The 25921-nt window shown below is 68.4% G+C and carries 22 protein-coding genes, 1 tRNA gene and 1 pseudogene; 13 read left to right on the top strand and 11 right to left on the bottom strand.

The window, feature by feature from the left end:
* Positions 1 to 12: 12 nt before the first annotated feature.
* Positions 13 to 1473 (top strand): NAD-dependent succinate-semialdehyde dehydrogenase, encoded by a 1461-nt coding sequence (locus ABS361_09550; GenBank protein XBY46427.1) that lies wholly within the window; start codon positions 13 to 15, stop codon positions 1471 to 1473.
* Positions 1474 to 1555: 82 nt separating this feature from the next.
* On the opposite strand, the gene ABS361_09545 is transcribed toward ABS361_09550, so the two are convergent.
* Positions 1556 to 2833, bottom strand: a complete 1278-nt coding sequence (locus ABS361_09545) for an FAD-binding oxidoreductase (GenBank protein ID XBY46426.1) — start codon at positions 2831 to 2833, stop codon at positions 1556 to 1558.
* Positions 2834 to 2993: 160 nt separating this feature from the next.
* A complete protein-coding gene (locus ABS361_09540; GenBank protein ID XBY46425.1) occupies positions 2994 to 3662 on the bottom strand; it encodes a haloacid dehalogenase type II in 669 nt (222 codons plus the stop codon).
* Positions 3663 to 3972: 310 nt separating this feature from the next.
* Here ABS361_09540 and ABS361_09535 point away from each other — a divergent pair, with 310 nt between their 5' ends.
* The 8 genes from ABS361_09535 to ABS361_09500 all read left to right on the top strand — a co-directional run bounded on the left by ABS361_09535 (position 3973) and on the right by ABS361_09500 (position 14064).
* Positions 3973 to 4890, top strand: coding sequence for a GNAT family N-acetyltransferase (locus tag ABS361_09535; GenBank protein XBY46424.1), 918 nt, complete (start codon positions 3973 to 3975; stop codon positions 4888 to 4890).
* Positions 4891 to 4903: 13 nt separating this feature from the next.
* Positions 4904 to 6280, top strand: coding sequence for an aspartate aminotransferase family protein (locus ABS361_09530; GenBank protein ID XBY46423.1), 1377 nt, complete (start codon positions 4904 to 4906; stop codon positions 6278 to 6280).
* A 342-nt stretch (positions 6281 to 6622) separates the two neighbouring features.
* Positions 6623 to 7309 carry an HAD-IA family hydrolase gene (locus ABS361_09525; GenBank protein XBY46868.1) on the top strand — a complete coding sequence of 229 codons (687 nt, stop codon included), beginning with the start codon at positions 6623 to 6625 and terminating at the stop codon, positions 7307 to 7309.
* Between the two features lie 110 nt (positions 7310 to 7419).
* Entirely contained in the window at positions 7420 to 8988 is a 1569-nt protein-coding gene (locus tag ABS361_09520) for an ABC transporter substrate-binding protein (GenBank protein ID XBY46867.1), read from the top strand.
* A 119-nt stretch (positions 8989 to 9107) separates the two neighbouring features.
* Positions 9108 to 10058: an ABC transporter permease gene (locus ABS361_09515; GenBank protein XBY46422.1), complete on the top strand. Its 951-nt coding sequence runs from the start codon at positions 9108 to 9110 to the stop codon at positions 10056 to 10058.
* 1 nt (position 10059) lies between these two features.
* Positions 10060 to 10902: an ABC transporter permease gene (locus tag ABS361_09510; GenBank protein ID XBY46421.1), complete on the top strand. Its 843-nt coding sequence runs from the start codon at positions 10060 to 10062 to the stop codon at positions 10900 to 10902.
* The gene (locus ABS361_09505; GenBank protein ID XBY46420.1) at positions 10902 to 12566 is read left to right on the top strand and encodes an ABC transporter ATP-binding protein; all 1665 of its coding nucleotides are present in this window, start codon (positions 10902 to 10904) and stop codon (positions 12564 to 12566) included. The genes ABS361_09510 and ABS361_09505 overlap by 1 nt, the downstream gene beginning before the upstream one ends.
* Before the next feature lie 772 nt (positions 12567 to 13338).
* Positions 13339 to 14064, top strand: coding sequence for an FkbM family methyltransferase (locus tag ABS361_09500; GenBank protein XBY46419.1), 726 nt, complete (start codon positions 13339 to 13341; stop codon positions 14062 to 14064).
* A 52-nt stretch (positions 14065 to 14116) separates the two neighbouring features.
* Here ABS361_09500 and ABS361_09495 read toward each other — a convergent pair whose 3' ends face one another.
* Entirely contained in the window at positions 14117 to 14599 is a 483-nt protein-coding gene (locus tag ABS361_09495; protein ID XBY46418.1) for an Lrp/AsnC family transcriptional regulator, read from the bottom strand.
* Positions 14600 to 14837: 238 nt separating this feature from the next.
* On the opposite strand from ABS361_09495, the gene ABS361_09490 reads away from it, so the two are divergent.
* The 4 genes from ABS361_09490 to ABS361_09475 all read left to right on the top strand — a co-directional run bounded on the left by ABS361_09490 (position 14838) and on the right by ABS361_09475 (position 19512).
* Entirely contained in the window at positions 14838 to 16163 is a 1326-nt protein-coding gene (locus tag ABS361_09490; protein XBY46417.1) for an FAD-binding oxidoreductase, read from the top strand.
* Between the two features lie 274 nt (positions 16164 to 16437).
* Complete coding sequence (locus ABS361_09485) at positions 16438 to 17316, top strand: putative selenate ABC transporter substrate-binding protein (protein ID XBY46416.1); 879 nt, start codon at positions 16438 to 16440, stop codon at positions 17314 to 17316.
* 2 nt (positions 17317 to 17318) lie between these two features.
* On the top strand, positions 17319 to 17978 hold the full coding sequence (locus ABS361_09480) for an ATP-binding cassette domain-containing protein (GenBank protein XBY46415.1): 660 nt from the start codon (positions 17319 to 17321) through the stop codon (positions 17976 to 17978).
* Positions 17971 to 19512, top strand: coding sequence for an ABC transporter permease (locus ABS361_09475; protein XBY46414.1), 1542 nt, complete (start codon positions 17971 to 17973; stop codon positions 19510 to 19512). The genes ABS361_09480 and ABS361_09475 overlap by 8 nt, the downstream gene beginning before the upstream one ends.
* Positions 19513 to 19553: 41 nt before the next feature.
* Here the strand turns inward: ABS361_09475 and ABS361_09470 are convergent, their stop codons facing one another.
* The 8 genes and pseudogenes from ABS361_09470 to fdhE form a co-directional block, all read right to left on the bottom strand.
* Entirely contained in the window at positions 19554 to 19955 is a 402-nt protein-coding gene (locus ABS361_09470; GenBank protein ID XBY46413.1) for a hypothetical protein, read from the bottom strand.
* Positions 19942 to 20505: a hypothetical protein gene (locus ABS361_09465; protein ID XBY46412.1), complete on the bottom strand. Its 564-nt coding sequence runs from the start codon at positions 20503 to 20505 to the stop codon at positions 19942 to 19944. Before ABS361_09465 ends, ABS361_09470 begins: the two co-directional genes overlap by 14 nt.
* 26 nt (positions 20506 to 20531) lie before the next feature.
* A tRNA-Sec gene (locus ABS361_09460) sits at positions 20532 to 20627 on the bottom strand.
* Positions 20628 to 20729: 102 nt separating this feature from the next.
* A pseudogene (locus ABS361_09455) lies at positions 20730 to 21191 on the bottom strand (DNA/RNA-binding winged helix domain-containing protein).
* Positions 21192 to 21379: 188 nt separating this feature from the next.
* Entirely contained in the window at positions 21380 to 22564 is a 1185-nt protein-coding gene (gene selB, locus ABS361_09450; protein ID XBY46411.1) for a selenocysteine-specific translation elongation factor, read from the bottom strand.
* On the bottom strand, positions 22561 to 23346 hold the full coding sequence (locus ABS361_09445; GenBank protein XBY46410.1) for a tetratricopeptide repeat protein: 786 nt from the start codon (positions 23344 to 23346) through the stop codon (positions 22561 to 22563). The genes selB and ABS361_09445 overlap by 4 nt, the downstream gene beginning before the upstream one ends.
* 46 nt (positions 23347 to 23392) lie before the next feature.
* Positions 23393 to 24835, bottom strand: a complete 1443-nt coding sequence (selA, locus tag ABS361_09440; GenBank protein ID XBY46409.1) for an L-seryl-tRNA(Sec) selenium transferase — start codon at positions 24833 to 24835, stop codon at positions 23393 to 23395.
* Position 24836: 1 nt separating this feature from the next.
* Entirely contained in the window at positions 24837 to 25754 is a 918-nt protein-coding gene (gene fdhE, locus ABS361_09435; protein ID XBY46408.1) for a formate dehydrogenase accessory protein FdhE, read from the bottom strand.
* Between the last annotated feature and the right edge of the window lie 167 nt (positions 25755 to 25921).

Raw genomic sequence — 25921 nt, 5'->3', positions numbered from 1 at the left:
CGGAGAAAACCCATGTCCCTCGAAGGTCTGCGCGACCCCGGCCTCTTCCGCGAGCGCTGCCTCGTCGGCGGCGAATGGATCGTGGCCGCCTCTCAATCCACGCTCGACGTCACCGACCCGGCGACCGGCCTGCCGATCGGCACCGTGCCGGACGCCGACGCGACCGAGACCCGCGCCGCCATCGACGCCGCCGCCAAGGCGTTCCGCAGCTGGCGCCGCAAGACCCACGCCGAGCGCGCCGCCCTGGTGCAGGCCTGGCACGATCTGATGATCGAGCACCTCGAGGATCTGGCGCTGATCCTGACCCGCGAGCAGGGCAAGCCGCTCTCCGAGGCGCGCACCGAGATCCGCTACGGCGCCTCCTTCGTGAAGTGGTTCGCCGAGGAAGCCCGCCGCATCGACGGCTCGACCATTCCCTCGCCGACGCCGGATCGCCGCATCCTGGTGCTCAAGGAACCGGTCGGCGTCTGCGGCATCGTCACGCCGTGGAACTTCCCGAACGCGATGATCACCCGCAAGGTCGCCCCGGCGCTCGCCGCCGGTTGCACCGTGGTGATCAAGCCCTCCGAACTGACGCCCTTTTCGGCGCTGGCGCTCGGCGTGCTGGCCGAGCGCGCGGGCATTCCGGCCGGTGTGATCAACATCGTCACCGGTCTGCCGACCGCGATCGGCGCCGAGCTGACGGGCAACGAGACGGTGCGCAAGATCTCCTTCACGGGCTCGACCCGCGTCGGCGCGCTGCTGATGCGGCAGGCGTCGGACAGCGTCAAGCGCTTGAGCCTCGAGCTCGGCGGCAATGCCCCCTTCATCGTCTTCGACGACGCCGATATCGATCTCGCGATCGAGGGCGCCATCGCCTCGAAATTCCGCAATGGCGGCCAGACCTGTGTCTGCTCCAACCGCATTCTGGTTCAGGACGGCATCTACGACCGCTTCGCCGAGAAGCTCTCGGCGCGCGTCGCCAAGATGAAGGTCGGTCCGGGCGTGGCGGCCGACACCGACATCGGCCCTATGATCAACAAGGCCGCGATCGAGAAGATCGACCGCCACGTTGAAGACGCGCTGTCGAAGGGCGCGACCCGTCTCGCCTCGGCCGAGGTGCCGAACGGCCCGCAGTATGCGCGGCCCCTCGTGCTCGGCGGTGCCACCACCGACATGCTGCTCGCCTCGGAGGAGACCTTCGGCCCGGTCGCGCCGCTGTTCCGCTTCTCGGCGGAAGAAGAGGCGATCGAGATCGCCAACGGCACGCCCTTCGGTCTCGCGTCCTATTTCTTCACCGAGAACCTGAAGCGCTCCTGGCGCGTCGCCGAGGCGCTCGAATTCGGCATGATCGGCCTGAACACCGGCGCGATCTCGACCGAGGTCGCCCCGTTCGGCGGCGTCAAGCAGTCGGGCCTCGGCCGCGAGGGCTCCAAGCTCGGCATCGAGGAATATCTCGAGGTCAAGGCGCTGCACGTCGGCGGCCTGGGCTGAGCCGCGTCAGGGCTGGTTCCGACATCAAAAAGGGGGCGCGGCCTGGCCGCGCCCCCTTTGCTTGATCGGTCTTGCGATCCGCTCACTGGATCTTGTCGAGAAACTTGTAATACATCCCGACCAGCGGCAGGAACCACGGCTGGCCGAAGTGCCCCGGCACGGCCGGCCAGGCGAGACCGGCGACCGGGTTGCGGTCCTCCCGGCCGAGCATGGCGTCGGCGATGATGATGCCCATGTGGCTCGCGAGCTGCGCGCCGTGGCCGGAATAACCCATCGCGTACCAGACGCCGTCGTGCCGGCCGGCGCGCGGGTAACGGTCCTTGGTCATGTCGACGAGGCCGCCCCAGCAATAGTCGGTCTCGACATGGGCGAGCGAGGGCAGGAGCTTCTCCAGGCTCGCCTGGAGGATGGCGCCGCTCTTGGCATCCGAGCGCTGGTCGGAGGTCGCCGAGAAGCGCGCCCGGCCGCCGAAGATCAGGCGATTGTCCGGCGCGAGCCGGAAGTAGTTGCCGATATTGAGCGAATTCACAAAGGTCCGGTTGCCCGGCACGGCGCCCGCGATCTCGGCATCGCTCAGCGGCCGGGTCGCGATGATGAAGCTGCCGACCGCCACGATGCGGCGGCGGAACCACGAGAACGGCCCCGAGGTATAGGCGCCGGTCGCGATCAGCACCTCGCGCGCGGTCACGCGGCCGCGCGGCGTGACGAGCGTGTGCCGGCCGTTCTCGACGCGCCGTTCGGTGACGGGCGCGGTCTCGAAGATGGTCGCCCCGCGCCGGGCAGCGGCGGTCGCGAGCCCCGCGACGTAGCGGCCCATGTGCATCATGGCGCTCTTCTTCGACAGCATGCCGCCGTGGAACTGGTCGGAGACCACCTCGCACGCGATCTCGGCCTTGGTCAGCATCGCGGTGTCGGGGTCGACTTCGCGATTGATGGCCTCGAAGTTCTTGGCGAGCGTCGCGAAATGTTCCGGCTTGGAGGCGAGCTTGAGCTTGCCGGAGCGGCGGAACGCGCAATCGATGCCTTCCTCGGCGATGATCGCCTCGATCGTGTCGATCGAAGCGTCGAAGGCCTTGTAGAGCGCGATCGCCCGCTCGGTGCCGAGGTGTGCCTTGGCGGCGATGAAGCTGTGCGCGAGGCCGTTGTTGAGGTGGCCGCCGTTGCGGCCCGAGGCGCCCGACCCGACGGTCGCGGCTTCCAGAACGACCACTTTCACGCCTTGCTTGGCGAGATGGCGGGCGGCCGAGAGGCCGGTGAAGCCGCCGCCGACGATCGCGATATCGTAGTCGCCCTCGACCGGGCCGGCGGCCGCGCCCGCGAACGGGGTGGCCGTCGCGTGCCAATAGCTCTTGAGCTGCATCCGACGAAATCCTGTCTCGAGCGGTTCGGCACGCATGGACCTGCACGTCCGTGTCGTGAGCCGGAGCCGCTCATCCAATGACCGTTAGGTCGTTTCTGTCGGGGCGGCCCACTCCCGCCCGGTCGAGGTGGTGGTCCGGCGGCGACCCGCCGGACCGGTGTCAGAGCCCGAAGACGCCGGGCAGACCCGAGATGTCCTTGATCTCGACGTAGCCGTAGTAGGGGTTCGCCGGCTCATGGCCGCGGTTGACCCACACCTTGTTCTTGATGCCGAGGTCGTGCGCCGACATGTGGTCGTAGCGGAACGACGACGAGCAATGGACGATGTCCTCCGGACCGCAGCCGAGCATGTCGAACATGTACTCGAACGCCTGGAAGCGCGGCTTGTAGGCTTGCGCCTGCTCGGCCGTGTAGACGGCGTGGAACGGCGCGCCGAGCTTGGCGACATTGTGCGGGATCTGCACGTTCATCGCATTCGACAGGATGACGAGCGGGATCTCCTTGGCGACCTTGGCGAGGCCGGCCGGCACGTCCGGGTGCGGACCCCAGGTCGGCACCTGCTCGTAGATCCAGGCCGCATCCTCGGGCTTGAAGGCGACGCCATTGCGCTTGCAGGTCCGCTCGACCGCGTTGTGGACGACCTCCGCATAGGGCTTCCACGCGCCCATGATCTCGTCGAGCCGATAGGCCGAGAAGTCCTTGATGAACGTCTGCATGCGCGGCTCGTCGAGCTGGTCGCCGTAGAGCGAGCGCGCGGCCTTGTCCATGGCGAAGTAGATCAGCGTGCCATGGCAGTCGAAGGTCACGTATTTCGGCTTGAAGACGGACATACGCGTAATTCCTCCCTCAATGGACGGTGGTCGTCCGGAACTGGGGAGGATCATAGTCAGCGTTCGCAGGCCCCGATCACCGCATTGCCGGTCGGGCAAAGCAGATCCTGCCGTATCGATCGCGACCTTTGGCAGAGAGTTGTGCTGCGCGAGCCCCGGGAGCCGCGTTTCGAGGCCGTTCTCGGCCTTGAAAACCGCGGGCCGTGGCACGCGATGCGGTCACCGCCGGTTCGCATGGTCGAATATGCTGCGCGAGCCCGAAGGTCGGGACGAACTGCCTCGGCTGAGGGGCTATTCCGAAGGGAGGCGAATGAACAGGCGGAAGCAGATGACGTCCGACGTGATCGAACTCGTTGAATTCGGAGAAGCCCACCTCGACGGTGCGCTCGCCCTGTCGATCGAGGCCGGCTGGCCGCATCGGCGCGAGGACTGGGCTCTGGTGCTCTCGCTCGGCCGCGGCTTCGTGGCCCTCGATGGCAATCGCGTGGTCGGCACCGCGATGATGACGCCCTATGGCGACACCGCGGCCACGGTGAACATGGTCATCGTTGCAGAGGCGATGCGTGGGCGCGGGCTCGGTCGGCGCCTGATGGAGGCGGCACTCGCCGCCTGCGGTACGCGTGAATGCCGGCTCACCGCCACGCGCGACGGCCTGCCGCTCTATGAGAAGCTCGGCTTCCGCGCCACCCACGAGATCCGCCAGCACCAGGGCGAATTCGTGCCGTCCGCCACGACCACGCTGCCGGCCGGCGCCGACATCGCCTGGATCGACCGCGGTCGCCTCGAGGCGAGCGAGCTCGATGCGCTGGTCGCCAGCGATCGTGCCGCGATCAGCATGGAGCGCCGGGGGCTGATCGCCATGCTGACGGCGCTCGGCCGCATCGCCGTATTGCGCCGCGACGGCGCAGTCGCCGGCTTTGCGGCCTTGCGTGCCTTCGGCCGAGGCGAGGTCGTCGGTCCGGTGGTCGCGACCTCGGATGCCGATGCCCGCGCGCTCCTCACCTTCGCTTTCGCGGCCCGCTCGGGCCGCTTCCTGCGTGTCGACGCGCCGGAGGCGGTCGGGCTCGGCCCCTGGCTCGAGAGCCTCGGCCTGGCCCATGCCGGCGGAGGCATCGCCATGACGCGACCCGCTGGTGTGTCGACGCCGGCCAAACGCGCCGATGCCCCCCGCGGCACCGTCCCGACCCCGTTCCGAACCTATGCCCTCGCCAGTCAGGCCCTCGGCTGAACCGGAGAACCCCATGCTGAGCAATTCGCTGATCGAACTCGACCGCGCCCACCTCGTCCATCCGGTCGCCTCCTACCGAGGTCACGAGAAGGCCGGCGTGCGTGTGCTGCGCTCCGCCAAGGGCGCGACGGTCACCGACGCGACCGGCCATCAGATGATCGACGGCTTCGCGGGCCTCTGGTGCGTCAACGTCGGCTACGGCCAGGAGAGCATCATCGAGGCGGCCACCAACCAGATGCGCGAACTCGCCTACGCGACCGGCTACTTCGGCCTCGGCTCCGAGCCGGCGATCCGCCTTGCCGCGGAACTGGCCGAGCGCGCGCCGGGCGATCTCGACCACGTCTATTTCACCCTCGGCGGCTCCGACGCGGTCGACAGCACCGTGCGCTTCATCCGCTATTACCAGCAGGCACGCGGCAAGCCGCAGAAGGACCAGTTCATCTCGATCGAGAGCGGCTATCACGGCTCCTCGACCGTCGGTGCCGGCCTGACCGCCTTGCCGGCCTTCCATGCCGGCTTCGGCGTGCCCTATGACTGGCAGCACAAGATTCCGTCGCACTACGCCTACCGCAACCCGGTCGGCTCCGACACGGCGGCGATCATCGCTGCCTCGGTCGCGGCCCTGAAGGCCAAGGTCGAGGCGGTCGGCGGCGCCGAGCGCGTCGCGGCCTTCTATTGCGAGCCGATCCAGGGCTCCGGCGGCGTGCTGGTGCCGCCGCCCGGCTGGGTCAAGGCGATGCGCGAGGTCTGCCGCGAGCTCGACATCCTGTTCGTCGCCGACGAGGTCATCACCGGCTTCGGCCGCACCGGCCCGCTGTTCGCCTCGGAGGACGAGGGCATCGTTCCGGATCTGATGACGACCGCCAAGGGCCTGACCTCCGGCTATGTGCCGATGGGTGCGGTGTTCCTGTCCGATCACGTCTATCAGACGATCGCGGACGGGGCGGGCGCGGCCGCGGTCGGCCACGGCTACACCTATTCGGCCCACCCGGTCAGCGCCGCGGTCGGCCTTGCCGTGCTGAAGCTCTACGAGGGCGGCCTGCTCGACAACGGCCGTAAGATGGGCGCCCGCCTGATGGCGGGGCTCGAGAGCCTGCGCGATCATCCGCTCGTCGGCGACGTGCGCGGCCGCGGCATGCTGGCCGCGATCGAGATGGTCACCGACAAGGAGAAGAAGACGCCGCTGCCGGCCGCCGCCGAGCCGGCGCGCCGCGTCTTCGATCGCGCCTGGGACAACGGCCTCGTCATCCGCGCCTTCGCCAATGGCGTGCTCGGCTACGCCCCGCCGCTCTGCTGCACCGAGGCCGAGATCGACGCGATCGTCGAGCGCACCAAGCTGACGCTCGACCAGACGCTGGCCGATCCGGCCGTCCGCGCCGCGATGGCGTGATCCGACAGGATCCCGCGGGGGGAACCGGTTCCCCCGCGGGATCGCCGGCGCAGTACGGGAAATTCCGGTAAGTCGCCGAAATCGCAATTTTGTGCCGCGGAATTTCATACTTTCAGATGATCCGGCGACGCCGAGTTGCGACACTGATCGTGTAGCCGACGAAGAAAAACGCAGAAAACGGTCGGCCGGACGCGGAAGCATGCCGTCCGTGATGGCCGTCGGCGACGGCGCTCGCGCAGCACATTCTTCTGCATTGGATTTTAACGCGCTCCCGCCGTGCCGCGGGTTGCGCCTCGCCAAAGGGTCGGGATCGTGGCCACATCGTTCGACGCGTTCCAGTACATGACCTTCGATGTGGTCGGCACACTGATCGACTTCGAGGGCGGCATCACCGGCGCGCTCGCCGCGATCGGGCGCGAGGCCGGCGTCGCGGTCGATGCCGAAGCGGCGCTCGCCCATTATCGCGCCGCGCGCTACATGCCCGAGGCGCTCAGGTTTCCGGACGATCTCTCCCGCGTCTATGGCGTGATCGCGCCGAAGCTCGGCCTGCCGACGGACGCGCGCTATGGCGAGCAGCTGCTCGCCTCCGTGCCCGGCTGGAAGGCCTTCCCCGATGCGCCCGACGCGCTGGCGCGGCTCGCGACGCGCTACCGGCTGATCGCGATGACCAATGCCCGGCGCTGGGCGTTCGAGCACTTCAACCGCGCGCTCGGCAATCCGTTCTATGCCGCCTTCACGGCCGACGACACCGGCACCGAGAAGCCGGACCCGGCCTTCTTCGAGCAGGTCTTCGCCTTCGTCGAGAAGGATGGCGGCACGCGCGGCCAGATCCTGCACGTCGCGCAGAGCCAGTACCACGACATCGGCATCTCTCGAAAACTCGGGCTGACCAACTGCTGGATCCAGCGGCGTCATGCCCAGCCCGGCTACGGCGGCACGATCGAGCCGGAGAGCTTCACGGTGCCGGATTTCCACTTCACCTCGATGGCCGGCCTCGCCGACGCGGTGGAGAGCAACCGGGCGGCGTGAGCCCCCCGGACACGACAGCAGGCCGATCCAATCCAGACAGCAGCGAGCCACGGAAGGGGAAAGACGTGACCGACAAGACGCCTCACGATTGGACCAGGGCCGACGACGCCATGGTCGAGAACGCGATCCGCCGCGGAGCGACCCGGCGCGATCTGATGCAGATGCTGCTGGCCGGCGGTCTCGCCGCTTCCGCGAGCAGCCTCGTCCTCGGCCGCGCCACCGCGGCGCTGGCCGCGACGCCGGTCAAGGGCGGCAACCTCAAGGCTGCCGGCTGGTCGTCCTCGACCGCCGACACGCTCGACCCGGCCAAGGCCTCGCTGTCGACCGACTACGTGCGCTGCTGCGCCTTCTATAACCGCCTGACCTTCCTCGATCAGTCCGGCCAGCCCCAGATGGAGCTCGCCGACAAGATCGAGACCAAGGACGCCAAGGTCTGGACCATCACACTGAAGAAGGGCGTGACCTTCCATGACGGCAAGGCGCTGACCTCGGCCGACGTGATCTATTCGTTGAAGCGCCACCTCGATCCGGCGACCGGCTCGAAGGTCAACGCGCTCGCCAAGCAGATGACCGAGTTCAAGGCCGTCGATCCGCTGACCGTCGAGATCACGCTCGCCGCCCCGAACGGCGACCTGCCGACGATCCTGGCGATGCATCACTTCATGATCATTGCCGACGGCACCACCAACTTCGCCAAGGCCAACGGCACCGGCGCCTTCGTCTGCGAGAACTTCGAGCCCGGCGTGCGCTCGATCGGCCTGAAGAACAAGAACTACTTCAAGTCCGGCGGTCCGAACGTCGACAGCTTCGAGTTCTTCGCGATCTCCGACGACACCGCGCGCGTCAACGCGCTACTTTCCGGCGACATCCATCTCGCCGCCGCGATCAACCCGCGCTCGATGCGCCTGGTCGAGAGCCAGCCCGGCGTCGTCCTGTCGAAGTCGACCTCGGGCAACTACACGAACCTCAACATGCGCCTCGACATGACGCCGGGCGACAAGATGGATTTCGTGACCGGCATGAAGTATCTGCTCAACCGTGAGCAGATCCAGAAGTCGGCGCTGCGCGGTCTCGCCGAGATCGCCAACGACCAGCCGATCTCACCGGCGAATTTCTACCACAACAAGGATCTGAAGCCGAAGGCGTTCGATCCCGAGAAGGCGAAGTTCCACTTCCAGAAGGCCGGTCTCGTCGGGCAGACGATCCCGATCATCGCCTCGGACGCCGCCGGCTCGTCGATCGACATGGCGGTGCTGCTCCAGCAGGCCGGCAGCGCGATCGGCATGAAGTTCGACGTCCAGCGCGTCCCGTCCGACGGCTACTGGTCGAACTACTGGCTGAAGGCGCCGGTCCACTTCGGCAACATCAACCCGCGCCCGACTCCGGACATCCTGTTCTCGCTGCTCTACGCCTCGACCGCGCCGTGGAACGAAAGCCAGTACAAGTCCGAGAAGTTCGACCGCATGCTGCTCGAGGCGCGCGGCTCGCTCGATACCGCCAAGCGCAAGGAGATCTACGGCGCCATGCAGGTCATGGTCGCCGAGGAGGCCGGCACCGCGATCCCGGTCTACATCTCCAACGTCGATGCGATCTCGCAGAAGCTCAAGGGCCTGCTGCCGAACCCGCTCGGCGGCATGATGGGCTACACCTTCGCCGAATACGTCTGGCTCGAGGCCTGATCCTCGTCTTCCCCACCGGGCCGGGGGCGTTCGCTCCCGGCCCGCTTCCATGCCAAACTCGGACATCGATCATCCAAAGCGGGGCCGATCACCCCGACGGGAGCGTCGCGGGAACACCCATGAACACTTCACTGCTTTCCCTCCTGGGTGCCCGTCTGGTGATCGCGCTGATCACGTTGCTGATCGTGTCGTTCACGGTGTTCTGCGCGACCGAGATCCTGCCCGGCGACGTCGCCGAGGTGCTGCTCGGCCAGTCCGCGACGCCGGAGGCGGTCGCGGGCCTGCGCGCGGCGATGCATCTGAACGATCCGGCGATCCTGCGTTTCTTCCGCTGGCTCGGGGGACTTGCGACCGGCGATCTCGGCATCTCCTACGCCAACAACATGCCGATCGCGAAGCTGATCGGCGGCCGTCTGGCAAGCTCGCTGCAGCTCGCCGCCGCGACGGCCGTCTTCGCGGTGCCGATCGCGCTGATGCTCGGCATCACCTCTGCGATGCTGCGCGGCTCGGTCTACGACCGCACGGTCACGATCGCCACGATCATGGTGATCTCGGTGCCGGAATTCATGGTCGCGACCGCCGGCGTGCTCGTCTTCGCGGTCTGGCTGAAGTGGCTGCCGTCGCTGTCGATCGCTCGCGACGTCCATTCCTTCGGCGAGCTGATCCGCATCTATGCCATGCCGGTGTTCACGCTGAGCTTCGTGATCTCGGCGCAGATGATCCGCATGACGCGGGCCGCCGTCGTGGAGGCGCTGAACACGCCCTATGTCGAGATGGCGCTGCTGAAGGGCGCCTCGCGCACGCGCATCGTGCTGAAGCACGCGCTGCCGAACGCGCTCGGCCCGATCGTCAACGCGGTGGCGCTGTCGCTCTCCTACCTGCTCGGCGGCGTGATCATCGTCGAGACCATCTTCAACTATCCCGGCGTCGCCAAGCTGATGGTCGATGCGGTCGCGACCCGCGACCTGCCGCTGATCCAGACCTGCGCGATGCTGTTCTGTCTCGTCTACCTGATGCTGATCACGACCGCCGACATCGTCGCGATCCTGTCCAACCCGAGGCTGCGCTGACATGACCACGTCCGTTCTGAAGGCGCGGCTTCCGGCCTACCGGTTCAACTGGACCGGCCGGATCAGCTTCGCGATCATCCTCGCCTGGGCGCTGGTCGCGATCTTCGCGCCGCTGCTCACGCCCTACGGCGTCGGCGATATCGTCGACACGGACTATTTCGGCCCGATGAGCCGCGAATTCCTGCTCGGCTCCGACTATCTCGGCCGCGACATGCTCTCGCGCATCATTCTCGGCGCGCGCTACACGGTCGGTATCTCGCTCGCCGCCGTGCTGATCGCCTGCACGACCGGCGTCACGCTCGGCATGGCCGCCGCCGTGACCGGCGGCTGGTTCGACATGGCGCTGAGCCGGTTCCTCGATGCGCTGAATTCGATCCCGTCGAAACTGTTCGGCCTCGTCGTGGTCGCCGGCGTCGGGTCGTCGATCCCGGTGCTGATCTTCACGCTGGCCGTGATCTACACGCCCGGCTCCTACCGGTTCGCCCGCGCGCTCGCCGTCAACGTCAACACGATGGACTTCGTGACCGTCGCGCGCATCCGCGGCGAGGGGCTCGGCTACCTGATCGGGCAGGAGATCCTGCCCAACATCATCGGCCCGGTCTTCGCCGATGTCGGCATCCGCTTCGTCTTCGTCGTGCTGCTGCTCTCCGGCCTGTCGTTCCTCGGCCTCGGCGTTCAACCGCCGAACGCCGACTGGGGCGCGCTCGTGCGCGAGAACATCGGCGGCCTGCCGTTCGGCGCGCCCGCCGTCATGGCGCCGTCCTTCGCGATCGCCAGCCTGACCATCGCGGTCAACATGCTGATCGACAACCTGCCGCAGAAAATCCGGGACCGGAGCGCGTGATGACCAATCTCGTCGAAATCCGGGACCTGCACGTCGAAGCGACCACCGATTCCGGTCGCCGCATCGAGATCATCAAAGGCGTCGGCTTCGACATCGCCGAAGGCGAGATCGTCGCGCTGATCGGTGAGAGCGGATCGGGCAAGACCACGATCGCGCTGACCCTGCTCGGCCACGCCCGCGCCGGCTGCCGCATCACCGGCGGCAGCGTTTCGGTCGCCGGCCACGACATGGCGGCGCTGCCCGAACGGGCGCGCGCGGCGGTGCGCGGCACGGCGGTCGCCTATGTGCCGCAGAGCGCGGCGGCGGCGTTCAATCCGGCGCAGCGCATCATGGATCAGGTGATCGAGATCACCCGCATCCACGACCTGATGCCGCGCGCCGAGGCTGAGAAGAAAGCGGTCGAACTCTTCCGCGCCTTGTCGCTACCGTCGCCCGAGACGATCGGCGCGCGCTATCCGCACCAGGTCTCCGGCGGCCAGTTGCAGCGCCTGTCGGCGGCCATGGCGCTGATCGGCGATCCGAAGCTGGTGATCTTCGACGAGCCGACGACCGCGCTCGACGTCACCACCCAGATCGAGGTGCTGCGCGCCTTCAAGGCGGTGATGAAACGCGGCCGCATCTCCGGCGTCTATGTCTCGCACGACCTCGCGGTCGTGGCGCAGATCGCCGACCGCATCGTCGTGCTCAAGGGCGGCGAGATCCAGGAGGTCGGCACGACCCGGCAAATCCTCGACGCCCCGACGCATCCCTATACCAAGCAGCTGCTCGCCGCCTTCGCGCCCGCCGCGCACGTGCCGGCGGCCGCGGTCGCCGAAGCGGTGCATCATCATCCGCTGCTCGAGGTCAATGCGGTGACCGCCGGTTACGGCAAGCCGCTCGACAACGGCCTGCCGGCGATGCTGGTGGTCAAGCAGGTGAGCTTCTCGCTCGAACAGGGCCGGAACCTCGGCATCATCGGCGAGAGCGGCTGCGGGAAGTCGACGCTCGCCCGCACCATTGCCGGCATCCTGCCGCCGGCGGCGGGCCACATCCTGTTCGACGGCAAGGAACTGCCGGCCGATGCGCGAGCCCGCTCGCGCGACGAACTGCGCAAGCTTCAAATCGTGTTCCAGTCCGCCGACACCGCGCTCAATCCGGCGAAGTCGATCGGCGATATCCTCGGCCGGCCGCTCGCGTTCTACTTCGGGCTCCGCGGCGCCGAGCGCGAGGCGCGTGTCGACCGGCTGCTCGACATGGTGCACCTGCCGCGCGCCCTGAAGCACCGACGACCGCCCGAACTCTCCGGCGGCCAGAAGCAGCGCGTGAACCTCGCCCGCGCGCTCGCCGCCGACCCGAAGCTGATCCTCTGCGACGAGATCACTTCCGCGCTCGACACGGTGGTCGCCGCCGCGATCATCGATCTCCTGAAGGAGCTGCAGCGCGAACTCGGGCTCTCCTACATCTTCATCAGTCACGACCTGCCGACCGTGCAGGCGATCTGCGACGAGGTCGCGGTCATGTATGCGGGCGAGAAGATCGAACAGCTCGAACCCTCGATCGTCGGCAGCGCCGCCGGCCATCCCTATTCGCGCCTGCTCATGTCGTCGGTGCCGAAGCTCGACCCGACCTGGCTCGACACGCTCGAACGCGACCCCGAACTGGTGGCGGCCTTCGCCAAGCGGTGAGGGGCGGGGCTCCTGTAGGGCCGTCCGCGCCATCCTTTCCGATCCAGGTGTCATCGTCAGACCTCCAGAAGCGTGGATGCGGCGGCGGTATGCCCCGGGGTATTCGCGTTTCCATGCCGTCCTTTCCGCACCCACGAAGTAACGGACTCGCGCTTTCGCCGATGAGCCTTACTGGAATGGTCGACGCGCCAACGGTCCGGCCCGCTCGATCGCGCCAGTGCCCACAGACGCGGAATGCCCGGTTTGAAATGTCTGGCGATTTTGCCTTGTGAGGAATCTATAAGAGCATCATAAGAAAGTAATGTCCGAGTTTTCGCCGATGGATCCGGATTTCGGGATATGGCGGCCGATTAAACATTAAAAGTTGTAGTTACATCTTAAATTAGAAAACTAGAATGAAACACTTTTTGCGAAATTGGCAGACGATTGAGCTATAAATGGGGCCCGCAAAGTCGCGTTTGCATCAGAATCTGTGCATTGACTATGTCGGCGTTATTTTCGAGAAATCTTTTATATCAATATCTTAATTGGATTTCGCTATCCAGCGGATTGCTTTGGTATGGGGAAATAACCGCTGCGGAATTTACAAAAAGCATCCCTGTCATAATTGTCAGGTTCGTACAAACCCTAGGCCGATGGACAGATATTCCATCATATTATAATTTTTCTAATCAGCTCCTGAGTGAATGGTTGGCGACCCCGAGGGAGCGATCGAGTGCGGTATTAACCCGTCGTTTTCATTGGAAAGCGCAAGTGTATATTGGATAATATTATGATAGACTACGAGAAAATGGTGGAAGATCTATACATTGCCGTGCTTCGCCCCGGCGATATCGCTATCGACTGTGGGGCGCATCAGGGGCGCCACACGGTGCCGATGGCACGGGCGGTCGGCTCAGAGGGAAAGGTGTTCGCCTTCGAACCTCTCGGGCCGATCTTCTCGAAGCTCAAGCAGGCGCTGGAAGGCCATCCCAATGTCCTGGCCGAGAATATCGCGCTCGGCGAGACCGAGACGGTCGCTTCCTTTGTCTATGTCCCCGAATTTCCGGAGTATAGCGGCTTCAAGGAGCGTATTTATCACGATCAGAACATCGCCAGACAGGTGATCGAGGTCAAAGTCCGGCGTCTGGATGAGGTCGTCACGACAAAGAATCTGCGATACATCAAGATCGATGCCGAAGGCGGCGATCTCCAGATTCTCCGCGGAGCCACGGGGTTGATCGACAAGGCCCGTCCGATCATCACCTTCGAAATGGGTGACAATGCCCTGATCAATTTCGACTACGGCGCCGCCGATTTTTTCGATTTCTTTGCCCAGCGCCGCTATCGGCTGTTTTCGATCACCGGTCTTCCGATGAACCGCACCAAGCTGATCGAAAACAGTGCAAAGCAAACGTTTTGGGACTATGTCGCCTGCCCGGAAGAGCTCGTCGGCATCCTGCCGTTCAAACCGCCGGCGCGAACGATCTGGACGACCTTGAAGGGGCTGTTTCGCTGAGTGAGGGCGATCTTGCCGACCGGGCGCGGCGCTTCGCGCGCCGGCCGCCGCGTCACCCCTGCGGCTGGAACAGGCTCGTCAGCGGCATGTGCGGCTTCACGATCGGCGACTTCAGCACGACGAAGCTGAAGTACTTGTCGATGCCGATATCGAGGTCGATCAGGCGTTCCATCAGCGTCTGGTACTCGATGATGCCGCTGGTCACGAACTTCACCAGATAGTCGTAACCGCCGGAAACGAGGTGGCATTCCACCACCTGGTCGAGCTTGTCGATCGCGGCGAGGAAGCGGGCGAAGTCGGACTGGCGGTGGTTCTTCAGCGTGATCTCGGTGAAGACGGTCAGCGCCTGGCCGAGCTTGGCGATGTTGATCCGCGCCGAGTAGCCGGTGATGTAGCCCTCCTGCTGCAGCTTCTTGACCCGCATCAGGCACGGGCTCGGCGACAGGTTCACGAGTTCGGCGAGTTCGACGTTGGTGATGCGGCCGTTCTTCTGAAGTTCGTAGAGGATCTTGATGTCGATCTGATCGAGCTTCATGGGCCAACCGCCGGAACGCACACGTGAAATGGTCTGAGCGCGACCATGTCCGGCCGCCGGCCGGAGCCCCATTGTGACGGAACCGGAGCGTGGCGGCAATGCGCCGGCCGGTCACCCGCGATCGCAGATTGGTCCGTTCCGCGGCCCTCAAACGGAACGATATGCCGTCGCCGCTCCGACTGCGGTATCGGCGACCGCGAGCACCCGGCTAATCTCGGTCCCGATCACGGAGACCAGCATGCCGGTACCGCTCTACGAAATCGAATCGAGCCCCGCTCTGCCCGCGACCGCCGACGTGGTGGTGATCGGCGGCGGCATCGTCGGCGTCTCGGCCGCCTACTATCTCGCCCGCCGTGGCCTCGCCGTGGCGCTGGTCGAGAAGGGCCGGGTCGGCGCCGAGCAGTCGAGCCGCAATTGGGGCTGGTGCCGGCAGCAGAACCGGGACGCGCGCGAACTGCCGATGGCGACCAAGAGCCTCGGGCTCTGGGACCGCTTCGCCGAGGAGATCGGCGAGGATCTGGGCTTCCGCCGCTGCGGCCTGCTCTACCTCAGCGACGACGACGCGCAGCTGCAGACCTGGGCCAAGTGGCGCGACTTTGCGATCGGCGAGGGCGTGGTGACCCACATGCTGTCGTCGGCCGAGGCGAGCGCGCGCGGCGCGGCGACCGGCAAGGCGTGGAAGGGCGGCGTGTTCTCGCCGACCGACGGCATCGCTGACACGGAGCGGGCCGCGCCGATCATCGCCCGCGGCATCATGAAGGCCGGCGGCACGGTGCACCAGTTCTGCGCCGCGCGCGGCCTGGAGATCGCCGGCGGCCGCGTCGCCGGCGTCGTGACCGAGAAGGGCACGATCCGCACGAAGATCGTGGTCCACGCCGGCGGCGCCTGGGCCTCGTCGTTCCTGAATCAATATGGCATCCGCTTCCCGCAAGCCTCGATCAGATCGTCGATTGTGTCGCTTGCGCCGGGCGCGGCCGGCATTCCTGACGCGCTCCACACCACGCAGGTCTCGATCACCCGGCGCGGCAACGGCGGCTATACATTGGCGATCTCCGGCGGCGCCTGCGTCGACCCGACGCTGCAGATGCTGCGATTCACCCGGCAGTTCATGCCGATGTTCCTGAACCGCTGGCGCAGCCTTGCGGTCGGCGGCCTCCAGGGCTGGCAGTCCGGCCACGAGACGCTGTCGCGCTGGCGGCTGGACCAGCCGACGCCGATGGAGGCGAACCGCATCCTCGATCCGCGTCCCGACCGGCGCCAGGCCGAGGAGATCCACGCCCGCGCCCTGCGCCTGCTGCCGGGCTTGAAGGCCGTGCCGGTCGCGGCACGCTGGGCCGGCTATATCGACTCGACCCCCGACGGCGTGCCGGCGATCGGCGAGATCGCCGGGTTGCCCGGCTTCATCCTCGCCGCCGGCTTCTCGGGCCATGGCTTCGGCATCGGCCCCGGCGCCGGTCACCTGATCGCCGACATGATCACCGGAGCGACGCCGATCGTCGACCCGGTCGACTATCGGCCGGAGCGGCTCGAAGGTTCGGTCTGGGGCAAGGTCGCCGGGTTCTGATCCGCCGTCCCGCCCCGGTCCGGTCAGGGGATTGCCAGCGCCCTGGTTGCCCGCTAACACTCGGGTCATCGGCGATTTCGATCGTGGCACGTGCTGCCCGGTCCCGGTGACGGACGGCCCTCGCGCCGGCCATCGATGCCGCCCTTCCCAAACGAATGGAAACGCTTGGCGTGGTGCCGGGACGTGCGTCCGCGGCCCGACTTCCGCGTGCCGCCGCTTCGGCCGCGCGGATCGGGACGGCGCTCGCCGGTTCGGCCGCGCCGGAGGGGACGTCATGATCCGCAGCATCCTCGCGGCCGCGCTCGGCGCCGCCGCTCTCGTTGCCGCGCCGCTCGCGGCACAGGCGCAGTCGGCCAAGCCGACCCTGTCCTTCACCGCCATCCCCGACGAGGACGCGACCAAGCTGGTCGAGCGCTTCGGCAAGGTGGCGAAGTACCTGGAGGCCAAGCTCGGCGTGCCGGTCACCTATGTGCCGGTGAAGAGCTACCCGGCCTCGGTCACGGCCTTCAAGAACGGCCAGGTGCAGCTCGCCTGGTTCGGCGGCCTGACCAGCGTGCAGGCGCGTCTCGCCGTGCCCGGCTCGCAGTCGATCGTGCAAGGCGCCGAGGACACCGCCTTCGTCAGCTACATCATCGCCAACGCCGCGACCGGCCTCGAGCCCGCCGCGACCTTCCCGAAGGCGGCGAAGGGCAAGTCCTTCACCTTTGGCGCCAAGACCTCGACGTCGGGTCGCCTGATGCCGGAGTTCTATATCCGCAAGGAGACCGGCGAGGCGCCGGAGAAGTTCTTCTCGCGCGTCGGCTTCTCGGGCGACCACACCAAGACGGTCGAACTGGTCGCGAGCGGCGCCTACGAGGTCGGCGCGGTCAATTACACGAGCTTCGACGACATGGTCGCGGCCGGAAAGGTCGATCCGAAGGTCGTGAAGATCCTGTGGAAGACGCCGTCCTTCCCCGACTACAACTTCACCATCCGCGGCGATGTCGACAAGACCTTCGGCCCCGGCTTCATCGACAAGGTCAAGGCCGCGTTGCTCGCCATCGACGATCCGGAGATCCTGAAAGCCTTCCCGCGCTCGAAGTTCGTGCCGGCGACCAACGCCGACTACGCGCCGATCGAGGAGACGGCCAAAGAACTCCAGCTGCTCGACTGACCATGCTGGTCCGGTTCGAGGGCGCGGATCTCGGCTATGGCGGCCGGCCGGTGCTGGCCGGCCTGACGCTTGGCGTCGAGCGCGGCGAGCGGGTGGCTCTGCTCGGCAAGAGCGGCGCCGGCAAGTCGACGCTGCTCGGCGCGATCCGCGCGCGGCTCGCGGCCGACAGGGTCGCGACCGCGCTCGTGCCGCAGGACCACGCGCTCGTGCCGCCCCTGTCGGTGTTCCACAACATCTACATGGGCCGGCTCGACCGCCGCTCGACGCTGCGCAATCTCGCGACGCTGCTCCGGCCCTTCGCCGGCGACGTCGCCGAGATCGCGCCGCTCGCCGGGCGGCTCGGCCTCGGCGATCATCTCTGGCAGAAGGTCGAGGCGCTGTCGGGCGGCCAGCGCCAGCGCACGGCGGTCGGTCGCGCGCTGCACGCCGGCGGCGCCGTGCTGCTCGCCGACGAGCCGGTCTCCGCGCTCGACGAGCGGCAGTCGGTGGATGTGTTGGGGCTGCTCACCGAGCGCTTCGAGACCTCGATCGTTGCGCTCCATGATGTCGATCTCGCCCGCGCCACCGCAACGCGGCTGATCGGTATCGCCGCCGGGCGGATCGTGTTCGACGGGCGAGCCGAGGCCGTGCCGCGCAGTGAGATCGAGGCGCTCTATGGCTGATGTCGCGGCGGATCCGGCCGGGACGGCGCGCCGATCGGTAGCGCCCGAGAGCGGCTTCGGCCGGCGCAAGGCGGCGTACGTCGCGCTCGCGCTCGCCGCGCTGACACTGCCCTTCGCCGATCTCGCGATCACGACGACCAGCCCCGGCCGCACCGCGCTGGCGATCCTGTCGGGCTTCGCCCATCCGGACTTCAGCCTTGCGCGCAGCCTCGCCAGCGCGACCGCCTCGACGCTGGCGGTCGCCTTCGTAGGCGTCGGGCTCGGCGCGACGATCGGCTTCGGCCTCGCGCTCCTCTGGCGGCTTGCAGCGGTTCGTGCGCTCGCCGCCTGCCTGCGCGGCGTCCATGAACTGATCTGGGCGCTGTTCCTGATGACGGTGACCGGGCCGACCGCGACGACGGCGGTGACCGCGCTGGCGCTCGCCTATGCCGGCATCTTCGCGAAAGTCTTCGGCGAGATCGTCGAGGAGACCGACCGACGCCCCGCCGAGGCCCTGGCGCGGCCGCGCAGCCTGTCGGCCTTCTTCTTCGCGGTCATGCCGCTCGCCGCGCCGCAGATGCGCGCCTATCTGTCGTACCGGATCGAATGCGGTATCCGCTCCAGCGCCGTGCTCGGTTTCGTCGGCCTGCCGACGCTCGGCTTCGAGCTCGACACGCTGTTCAAGCAGGCCGACTACGCCGGCGCCGCCGCCGTGCTGATCGCGACCTATGCCGCGATCGCGACGATCCCGTTCTGGCTGCGGCGGGCGCTGGTGCCGCTTTATCTGGCCGCCGCGCTCGTCTGGCTCGCGGTGCTGCCCGGACCCCCGGTCTCGGGCGGCTCGTTCCTCGGCCTTGCCCATGACCTCATCCCGGCGCCGCTGCGGAGCGGCGATCTCGCGAGCCTCTCGACCTGGGCGCGCTTCGGCGACTGGCTGCGCATGATGACGCTGAACCAGATCGCGCCCGGCCTCGCGGCCACACTGGTGCTCGGCTGGCTCGCGATCGTCGCGACGGGAGCGGTCGCGCTCCTCGGCTTTCCGTTCGGCATGCCGGCCTTCGTCGGCCGGCTCGGCGCCGGGCTCGGCCATCTCCTGCTGGTCGTGCTGCGCTCGACGCCGGAATATATGCTGGTCTTCGTCGGCGTGCAGATGCTCGGGCCGTCGATGCTGCCGGCGATCGTGGCGCTGGCGCTGCACAATGGCGCGATCATCGCGCATCTGATGTCGCGGCAGGGGACGGCCGTCGTTGCCGGGCTCCGGCCCGACCGGCCGCGCGGACCCAACCTCTGGGGTTTCGAGCTGTTGCCGCGGCTTGCGAGCGGCTTCTATGCGCTCGTGCTCTATCGCGGCGAGATCATCCTGCGCGAGAGCGCCATCCTCGGCGTGCTCGGCGTCGCGACCATCGGCTTCCACATCGACAGCGCGATCTCGGAGCTGCGGCTCGATCGCGCTTTCGTGCTGCTCTTGGCCATGATCGCCATGACCGCCGCCGTCGACCGCCTGTCGCGCGCGCTGCGCCGCCGGCTCGGCGTCGCTTCGGTGTCGATGTCCTGAGCGGCGAGGCGCGGTGGGATTGGATGCGGCGGGAGGCGCCTTCAGTCCGCCTCGACCTCGTCGATGCGCATGCGCCGGCCGAAGGCGTCGAAGAAGTGCCCCTCGTTGAGCACGAGCCGGTCGTCGCCGATCCGCTCTTCGATGTCCATGCGCCAGAGCCGCGCCGAGACGTCGTCGAGCGGGCCGCCGCTGCGATGATCACGGCGCGGGAAGAACGCGACGCCGTCCCAGCGCTTGCCGGCGCCATTGAGCAGCGCGGTCGTTGCGCCCCAGTCGAGCTCGGTGCCGATCACATGCGCATAGGTCGAGGCGACCGGCTTGACGCTCGCCTTCTTGATCCGCACCAGCACGATCAGCGCCGTGAACCCGGCCGGATCGCCGGCGGCATATTCTTCTGCGAGCCAGCGGTCGAAGTCGGTCGCGGGCGTTTCACCAGTCGACAAGCGGCGTCTCCGGCATGGGCAGGTCGGCGCGGGCGAGAAACGCCGCGCCGTAGCGCTCGGCGTACCAGGTCTCAAAAGCGGCGAGGGCGGCCGCCGCATCGGGCGGGGCAGGGAGCATTGCGACAGAAGCTTCCGAGGGCGAGGCGACCGTCTCGGCGCCGGGTGCCTCTTCAGCGTCCGTCACTTCGCCCGCCGTATCAAGCACCTCGCCCGGAACGGGATGCGCTACCTCTGCAAAGGCCGCAACCACCGGCCCGAGCCGGCCGAAAATCTCCGCATGCGCGGCGCTGCCGCGATCGAGCCGGAACGCGGTCGCCACATGGCCGAGGCAGACGGTCTGCGCGGCCGGCGCGTCGGCGGCTTCGCCTGCGATCCGCAGCAGATCGGCGACCAGATGGAAGCGCAGGAAGGCGAGCGTGCGCTCGCGCTCCAGCGTCTCCAGCCGCTCGCGCCAGGAGGCGCGAAAGCGCTGCTCGGCCTCCAGCGCGGCCTCGGCCGCGGCGCGGAAGCCCTGGACGAGAACGTCGGCGTGGGGGACGGCGCCGGTCATCGCGCGGCCCTCTCGCGGGCGGGGATTGGCGGAGGAGAATGGGAGTCGAACCCACCAGGGACCGTCTCGCGGCCCCATCCGGATTTGAAGTCCGGCCGCCCCACCGGGGACGATTCTCCTCCTTGTGGCGCATCCACATCGAGCCGGAACAGGTCCTGCCGATGCGGATTGAGCCGCCTCAGATCGCCGCGGCGCAGCGTGACGCCGTGGCGATCGAGGAATTCCAGGATCTGGATCGCGACCTTGCGGCCGTTGTCGAGCCGGTCGCGCAGGGTGGCGGCGTTGAACCAGCTACCGGGCGCGGCGTCCGCGATCTCGCGTGCGACGGCGACGATCTCGGCGACCGTCCCTCGCATGAAGAAGTGGTCGAGCGCAACCTCGTCGACGCGCGCGGCGCGCTGCATGCGGCGCATGAGCCGGCGCACCTTGTCCTCGTCGAGTTCGAGCGCGTGGGCGATGTCGCGCACGCGCGGCGGCCGGAACCGCGCCTCGCCCGAGATCAGCGGCCGGATCTCGTCCCAAAGCGCCTCGTCCTCGGGCGTCAGCTCGACCTTGTGCGAGGCGAGCCGTACCCAGGCGCCCTCGGTCGCGATCAGGCCGGCGTCCTGATACCGTCGCAACAGCGCGCGGTAGAGCGGCGCGCCGACCCGCGCGGCGGTCTGCTGCCGGAGCCGCTCGAAGCCCATGCCCGGCTCGTCCGGATTGTCGCGGTGATAGGCGCCGAGCGTCGCCGCGATCTCGGCGCCGAGCGTATCGAGCCGGTCTCGCCGGGCCGCATGCAGGCGCCCGTCGAGGGTGAACAGTGCGAGAGCGCCGGCCGCGGCCAGTGCCTCGGCGCTCGCGGGATCGAGCCCGCGATCGGCGAGGAAGCCGGTCAGATCGACGAAGCCCGGCGGCTCCGCCAGCAGCGCGGCGAGCGCGGCGCCATCGTCCGCCTGCCGCCAGGCATCGCGGATCCGGGCGCGCTCCTCGGTGCGCCGTCGCCGCTCGGGCGCGCGCAGGTCGAGGAAGCGGCCGCCGCCGATGTTGCGGCTCTCCGAGACGTCGCGCAGCACGAAGCGGTCGCGAGCCGTCGCCGCGATCGGCCGTTCGAGCACGAGCTGGACGTCGGCGGTTTCGCCGGGCCCCGGCGCATCGCCGAGCAGCACGATCCGCGCGCCGACCGAGACCGCGCCATGGTGCAGCCGAACCGGCATCCATTGCTGGATCGGCTTGGTTCGCCCGGCAGCACGCGCAATTCGGCATCGATCCGCAGCGTCGGCGCATGCAGGGACGGCGCGAGGATCATGTCGCCGCGCCGGATCGCGTCTTTGGAGAGCCCCGGCGCGACCAGATTGAGCGCCGCACGGTCGCCGGCGACCGCTGTCTCGGCCTTGCGGTTCTGGGCATGGATCGAACGCACGCGCACGGTGAGCCCCGCCGGCGACAGCACCGCCGTGTCGCCGACCGCGACCCGACCGCCGAGCACGGTGCCGGTCACCACCGTGCCGGCCCCCTGCAGCGTGAACGAACGATCGACCGCCAGTCGGAAGCCGCGTCCCGCGTCCCGCGCGCGGTCCTCGCCGGCTTCAGCCTCCAGCCGGTCGAGCAGGTCGGCCACGCCGGCGTCCGTGACGGTCGAGACCGGGAAGACTTCCGCGCCGGCGAGCGAGGTGCCGGCAAGGAGCTCGGCGATCTCGAGTTCGCGCTGGACGAGCGTGTCGGCGTCGACGAGATCGGCCTTGGTCAGCGCGACGAGCCCACGATCGAGCCCGAGCAGGTCGAGCACCTGCAGGTGCTCGCGCGTCTGCGGCATGACGCCGTCGTCGGCGGCGATCACCAGCACGACGAAATCGATGCCGTGCGCACCCGCGAGCATGGTCGGCACGAAGCGCTCGTGGCCGGGCACGTCGACGAAGCCCATCACCGAGCCGTCGGCGAGTTGCCGATAGGCGAAGCCGAGATCGATCGTGATGCCGCGCGCCTTCTCCTCCTTCAGACGATCGGTGTCGACGCCGGTCAGCGCCTTCACGAGCGAGGTCTTGCCGTGGTCGATGTGGCCTGCGGTGCCGACGATCATCGCGGCGCCTCCAGGTCTGCCCATGGCGGCCGCGCCGCGATGTCGGCGGCGAGTTCGGAGGCGCGCTCGCGGCTCGGCGCGTCGAGCGCGGCCTCGACGGCCGGGCGATAGGCGTCGGCGAGCGTCGAGCCGAAGCGGCGGGCGAGGATCAGCAGCACGAGCGCGCGCGCCGGATCGCGGTCGATGCCCTGGCCGAGAAAATGCGCGGCACCGAGCATGGCCGCGCCGTCGGCGTCCCCGGCTTCGACCGCCTTGGTCCACCATTTGACCGCCGCTTCCGCGTCGCGCTCGACCCCGAGCGCGTGGTGGAAGATCAGACCGAGCCGGGTCATCGACGGCCCGATGCCGGCCGATGCCGCTTTGTGTGCCCACGCCTTGGCGCCCGCCGGATCGTAAGGCGCGACCTCGCCTTCGAGCAGCATCCAGGACAGCATGTCCTGCGCCTGCGCGTCGCCGGCCTTGGCCGCCTTGCCGTACCATTCGTAGGCGCCGGCCGGATCGTCGGTGCCGCCGACGCCCTGAAACAGCGCGGTGGCGTAGTTGCGCTGGCCGACCGGATCGCCGGCCTTCGCCGCCGCCTCCAGCCATTGCAGCGCCAGCGCCGGATCGCGCTCGACGCCGAGCCCGTCGAGGAAGCAGGCGGCGATGTTGTTCGCCGCGCGGCCGACACCCTGGTGGGCGAGCGGCCCCCAGATCGCCAGCGCCGCATCATGGTTGCCGGCCTCCGACAGCGCCTTCGCGCGGGCGAGCTGGTCGTCGACCGAAGCGGTCGGCGGTGGCACGGCCGGAGCCGCGGCCCCGGCGCCCGACGCCGGAACAGCGACAGGATCATGGCGCCGCCTCCACGCCCGTGCCGCGCGCGAGCTCGCCGAGCAAGCGCTCGAAGCCCGCGACATCGTCGAGACAGCGCAGGTCGAGCCAGAGCCGATCCTCGGCGATGCGGCCGATCACCGGCACCGAGAGGTCACGCAGGCGCTGCGACAGGTGGGCCAGCGCGCGGCCCTTCTGGCGCCCGGCCGGTGCGGCAACGAGCGCCGCCGAGGCCAGACGATCGACGGGCAGCGCGCCGGAGCCGATCTGGCTCGCGCAGTCGACGATATCCACGGTCCAGTCCGGACCGAGCGCCGCCGCGAAGGCGGGCTTCAGCGCCTCGGCGCGCGCGCGGATTTCCGTGCGGGTGCGGGTGAAATAGCGCAGCGTCGGCAGCCGCTCGGCGAGCCGGTCCGGATCGCGATAGAGGCGCAGCGTCGCCTCGAGCGCGGCCAGCCGGAGCTTGTCGAGCCGCAGCGCGCGCTTCAGGTGGTTCTTCTGGCAGGCGCGCACGAGATCCGCGCGGCCGGCGATGAAGCCCGCCTGCGGGCCGCCGAGCAGCTTGTCGCCCGAGAAGGTCACGAGATCGGCGCCCTCGCCGAGCACGTCGGAGACCGTGCGCTCGTGCGGCAGGCCCCATTTCGCCAGATCGACCAGCGTGCCCGAGCCGAGGTCTTCGACGTACGGTACCCCGCCGGCATGGGCAATCTCGGCCAGCTCGGGTCCGTCGACCGCCTTGGTGAAGCCGGTCACGACGTAATTCGACGTGTGCACCTTCATGACGAGGCCGGTGTCCGGCCCGATGGCCTCGCGAAAATCCTTCGGATGCGTACGGTTGGTGGTGCCGACTTCGACGAGCCGCGCCCCGGCGCGCTTCATGATCTCCGGGATGCGGAACGCACCGCCGATCTCGATCAGCTCGCCGCGCGAAACGATGGTCTCGCGGCCCGCGGAATGCGTGGCGAGCACCAGCAGCACGGCGGCGGCATTGTTGTTGACGACGATGCAGTCCTCAGCGCCGGTCAACTCGCGGACGAGACCGCGGACATGGTCGTCGCGTTCGCCGCGCTCGCCGCCGCCGAGATCGTATTCGAGGCTCGTCGGCCCGCGCATCGCCTCGACCACCGCCGCCACCGCCTCCTCGGCCAGGATCGCGCGGCCGAGATTCGTGTGCAGCACCGTGCCGGTCAGGTTGAACACGCGCCGCTGCGAGGGCAGGGCGGCCGCGGCGAGCTTGGCTTCGGCAGCGCGCAACACGGCCTCGGCGGTCGCGACCGGCGTCGCGCCGTCGCGGATCATCCGCCGCAGATCGTCGAGCACCGCCCGCACCGCATCGGTGGTCGGCTGCCGGCCATGGGTGGCGAGCGCCGCCGCGGCCACATCCGAGCGCAGCACCTCGTCGACGGCGGGAAGCCGCGGCCGCGTGGCCTGAGCCGGGATCGGGGCGGACGGCTCGCCCATGTCAGGCTCCGACCATGAGCAGGTTGACGCCGGCGCGGCCGTAGCCGCGCTCCTTGACCAGGAGGTCGAGCCCGAGGCTCGCGACATCGTCGGCGATCGGATCGAGCCGCGGATCCTCGTCCACGGCCATGATCTTCACGTAGGACCGGCACGTGTCGCAACACTCGGCCTTGATCGTGTCGGCGACGCCCTCGATGGCCAGATAGTGGATGCCCTTGGTCGAGGAACAGGCGAGGCATTTCACGCGCACGACGTTCCAGCGTGTCGCGCAGAGCGAGCAGGTCGCGAAGCGCGTGCGCTCCGAGCCGTTCCAGCCGACGATGCCGGAACTCGCCGGCGGGCCGCCGCAGACCGGGCAGACGCCGTCGCCGATGAATTCGAGCCGCCGGCCCTTCAGGAGCGATGCGGCGCGGGTGAAATGGACCTGCAGCGCCAGACCGACGAACACGTGTTCGGCGATGGTCTCGACCGGGATCGCGTCGCTGAGCACGGCGTCGCAGAGACGCGCCAGATCCTCCTCGCCCGCGAGCCGCACGCGGCCGAGCGCGGCGCGGGCGGCATCCGGCATGCGGATCTCGAGCGCACGGTCGAACAGACGATGCAGCGTCTCGGCCGCCTCGGCCGAGGCTTCGAACGGCGTCCGCGACAGGACCGGCATGCCGAAGCTGATCGAGCGGTCGATCGCGGCCGGATCGGGCAGGGCGGGCGCGCCGAGCCCGTGCTGGATCGCAGCCTGTGCGTCCGACAGATCCGCGGCGAAAGTCAGATAGGCTTCGAGCTGGTGGCCCGGCGCGAGGGCCCGGAAGCGGGCGGCGCGGCGTTCGAACACGGCCTTGGCGTCGGGCACGATCACGGTCGGCGGCCGGGATTCCGTGCCGATCTCGACCGGCGGAAACTGGGGTGTGCTGACGTCCGACATGCGTTTCCTTCGAGTGTCGAGGACCGGACCGGCCCCATCGGCGTCTCGATCCCGCGGCTCTGCTTCGCGACAGGCGGACCTGCGCCGAGACGGAACCACTCATTCCCTTCCATGTGGTCGAACGCCGGGCCCGTCGGGTCCGGCGTTCGATGATCGGGTCCGTCCGG

The organism is Ancalomicrobiaceae bacterium S20, from assembly GCA_040269895.1.
Taxonomy (GTDB): Bacteria; Pseudomonadota; Alphaproteobacteria; order Rhizobiales; family Ancalomicrobiaceae; genus Methyloraptor; species Methyloraptor flagellatus.
This window is presented reverse-complemented; position numbering and strand designations above follow the sequence as displayed.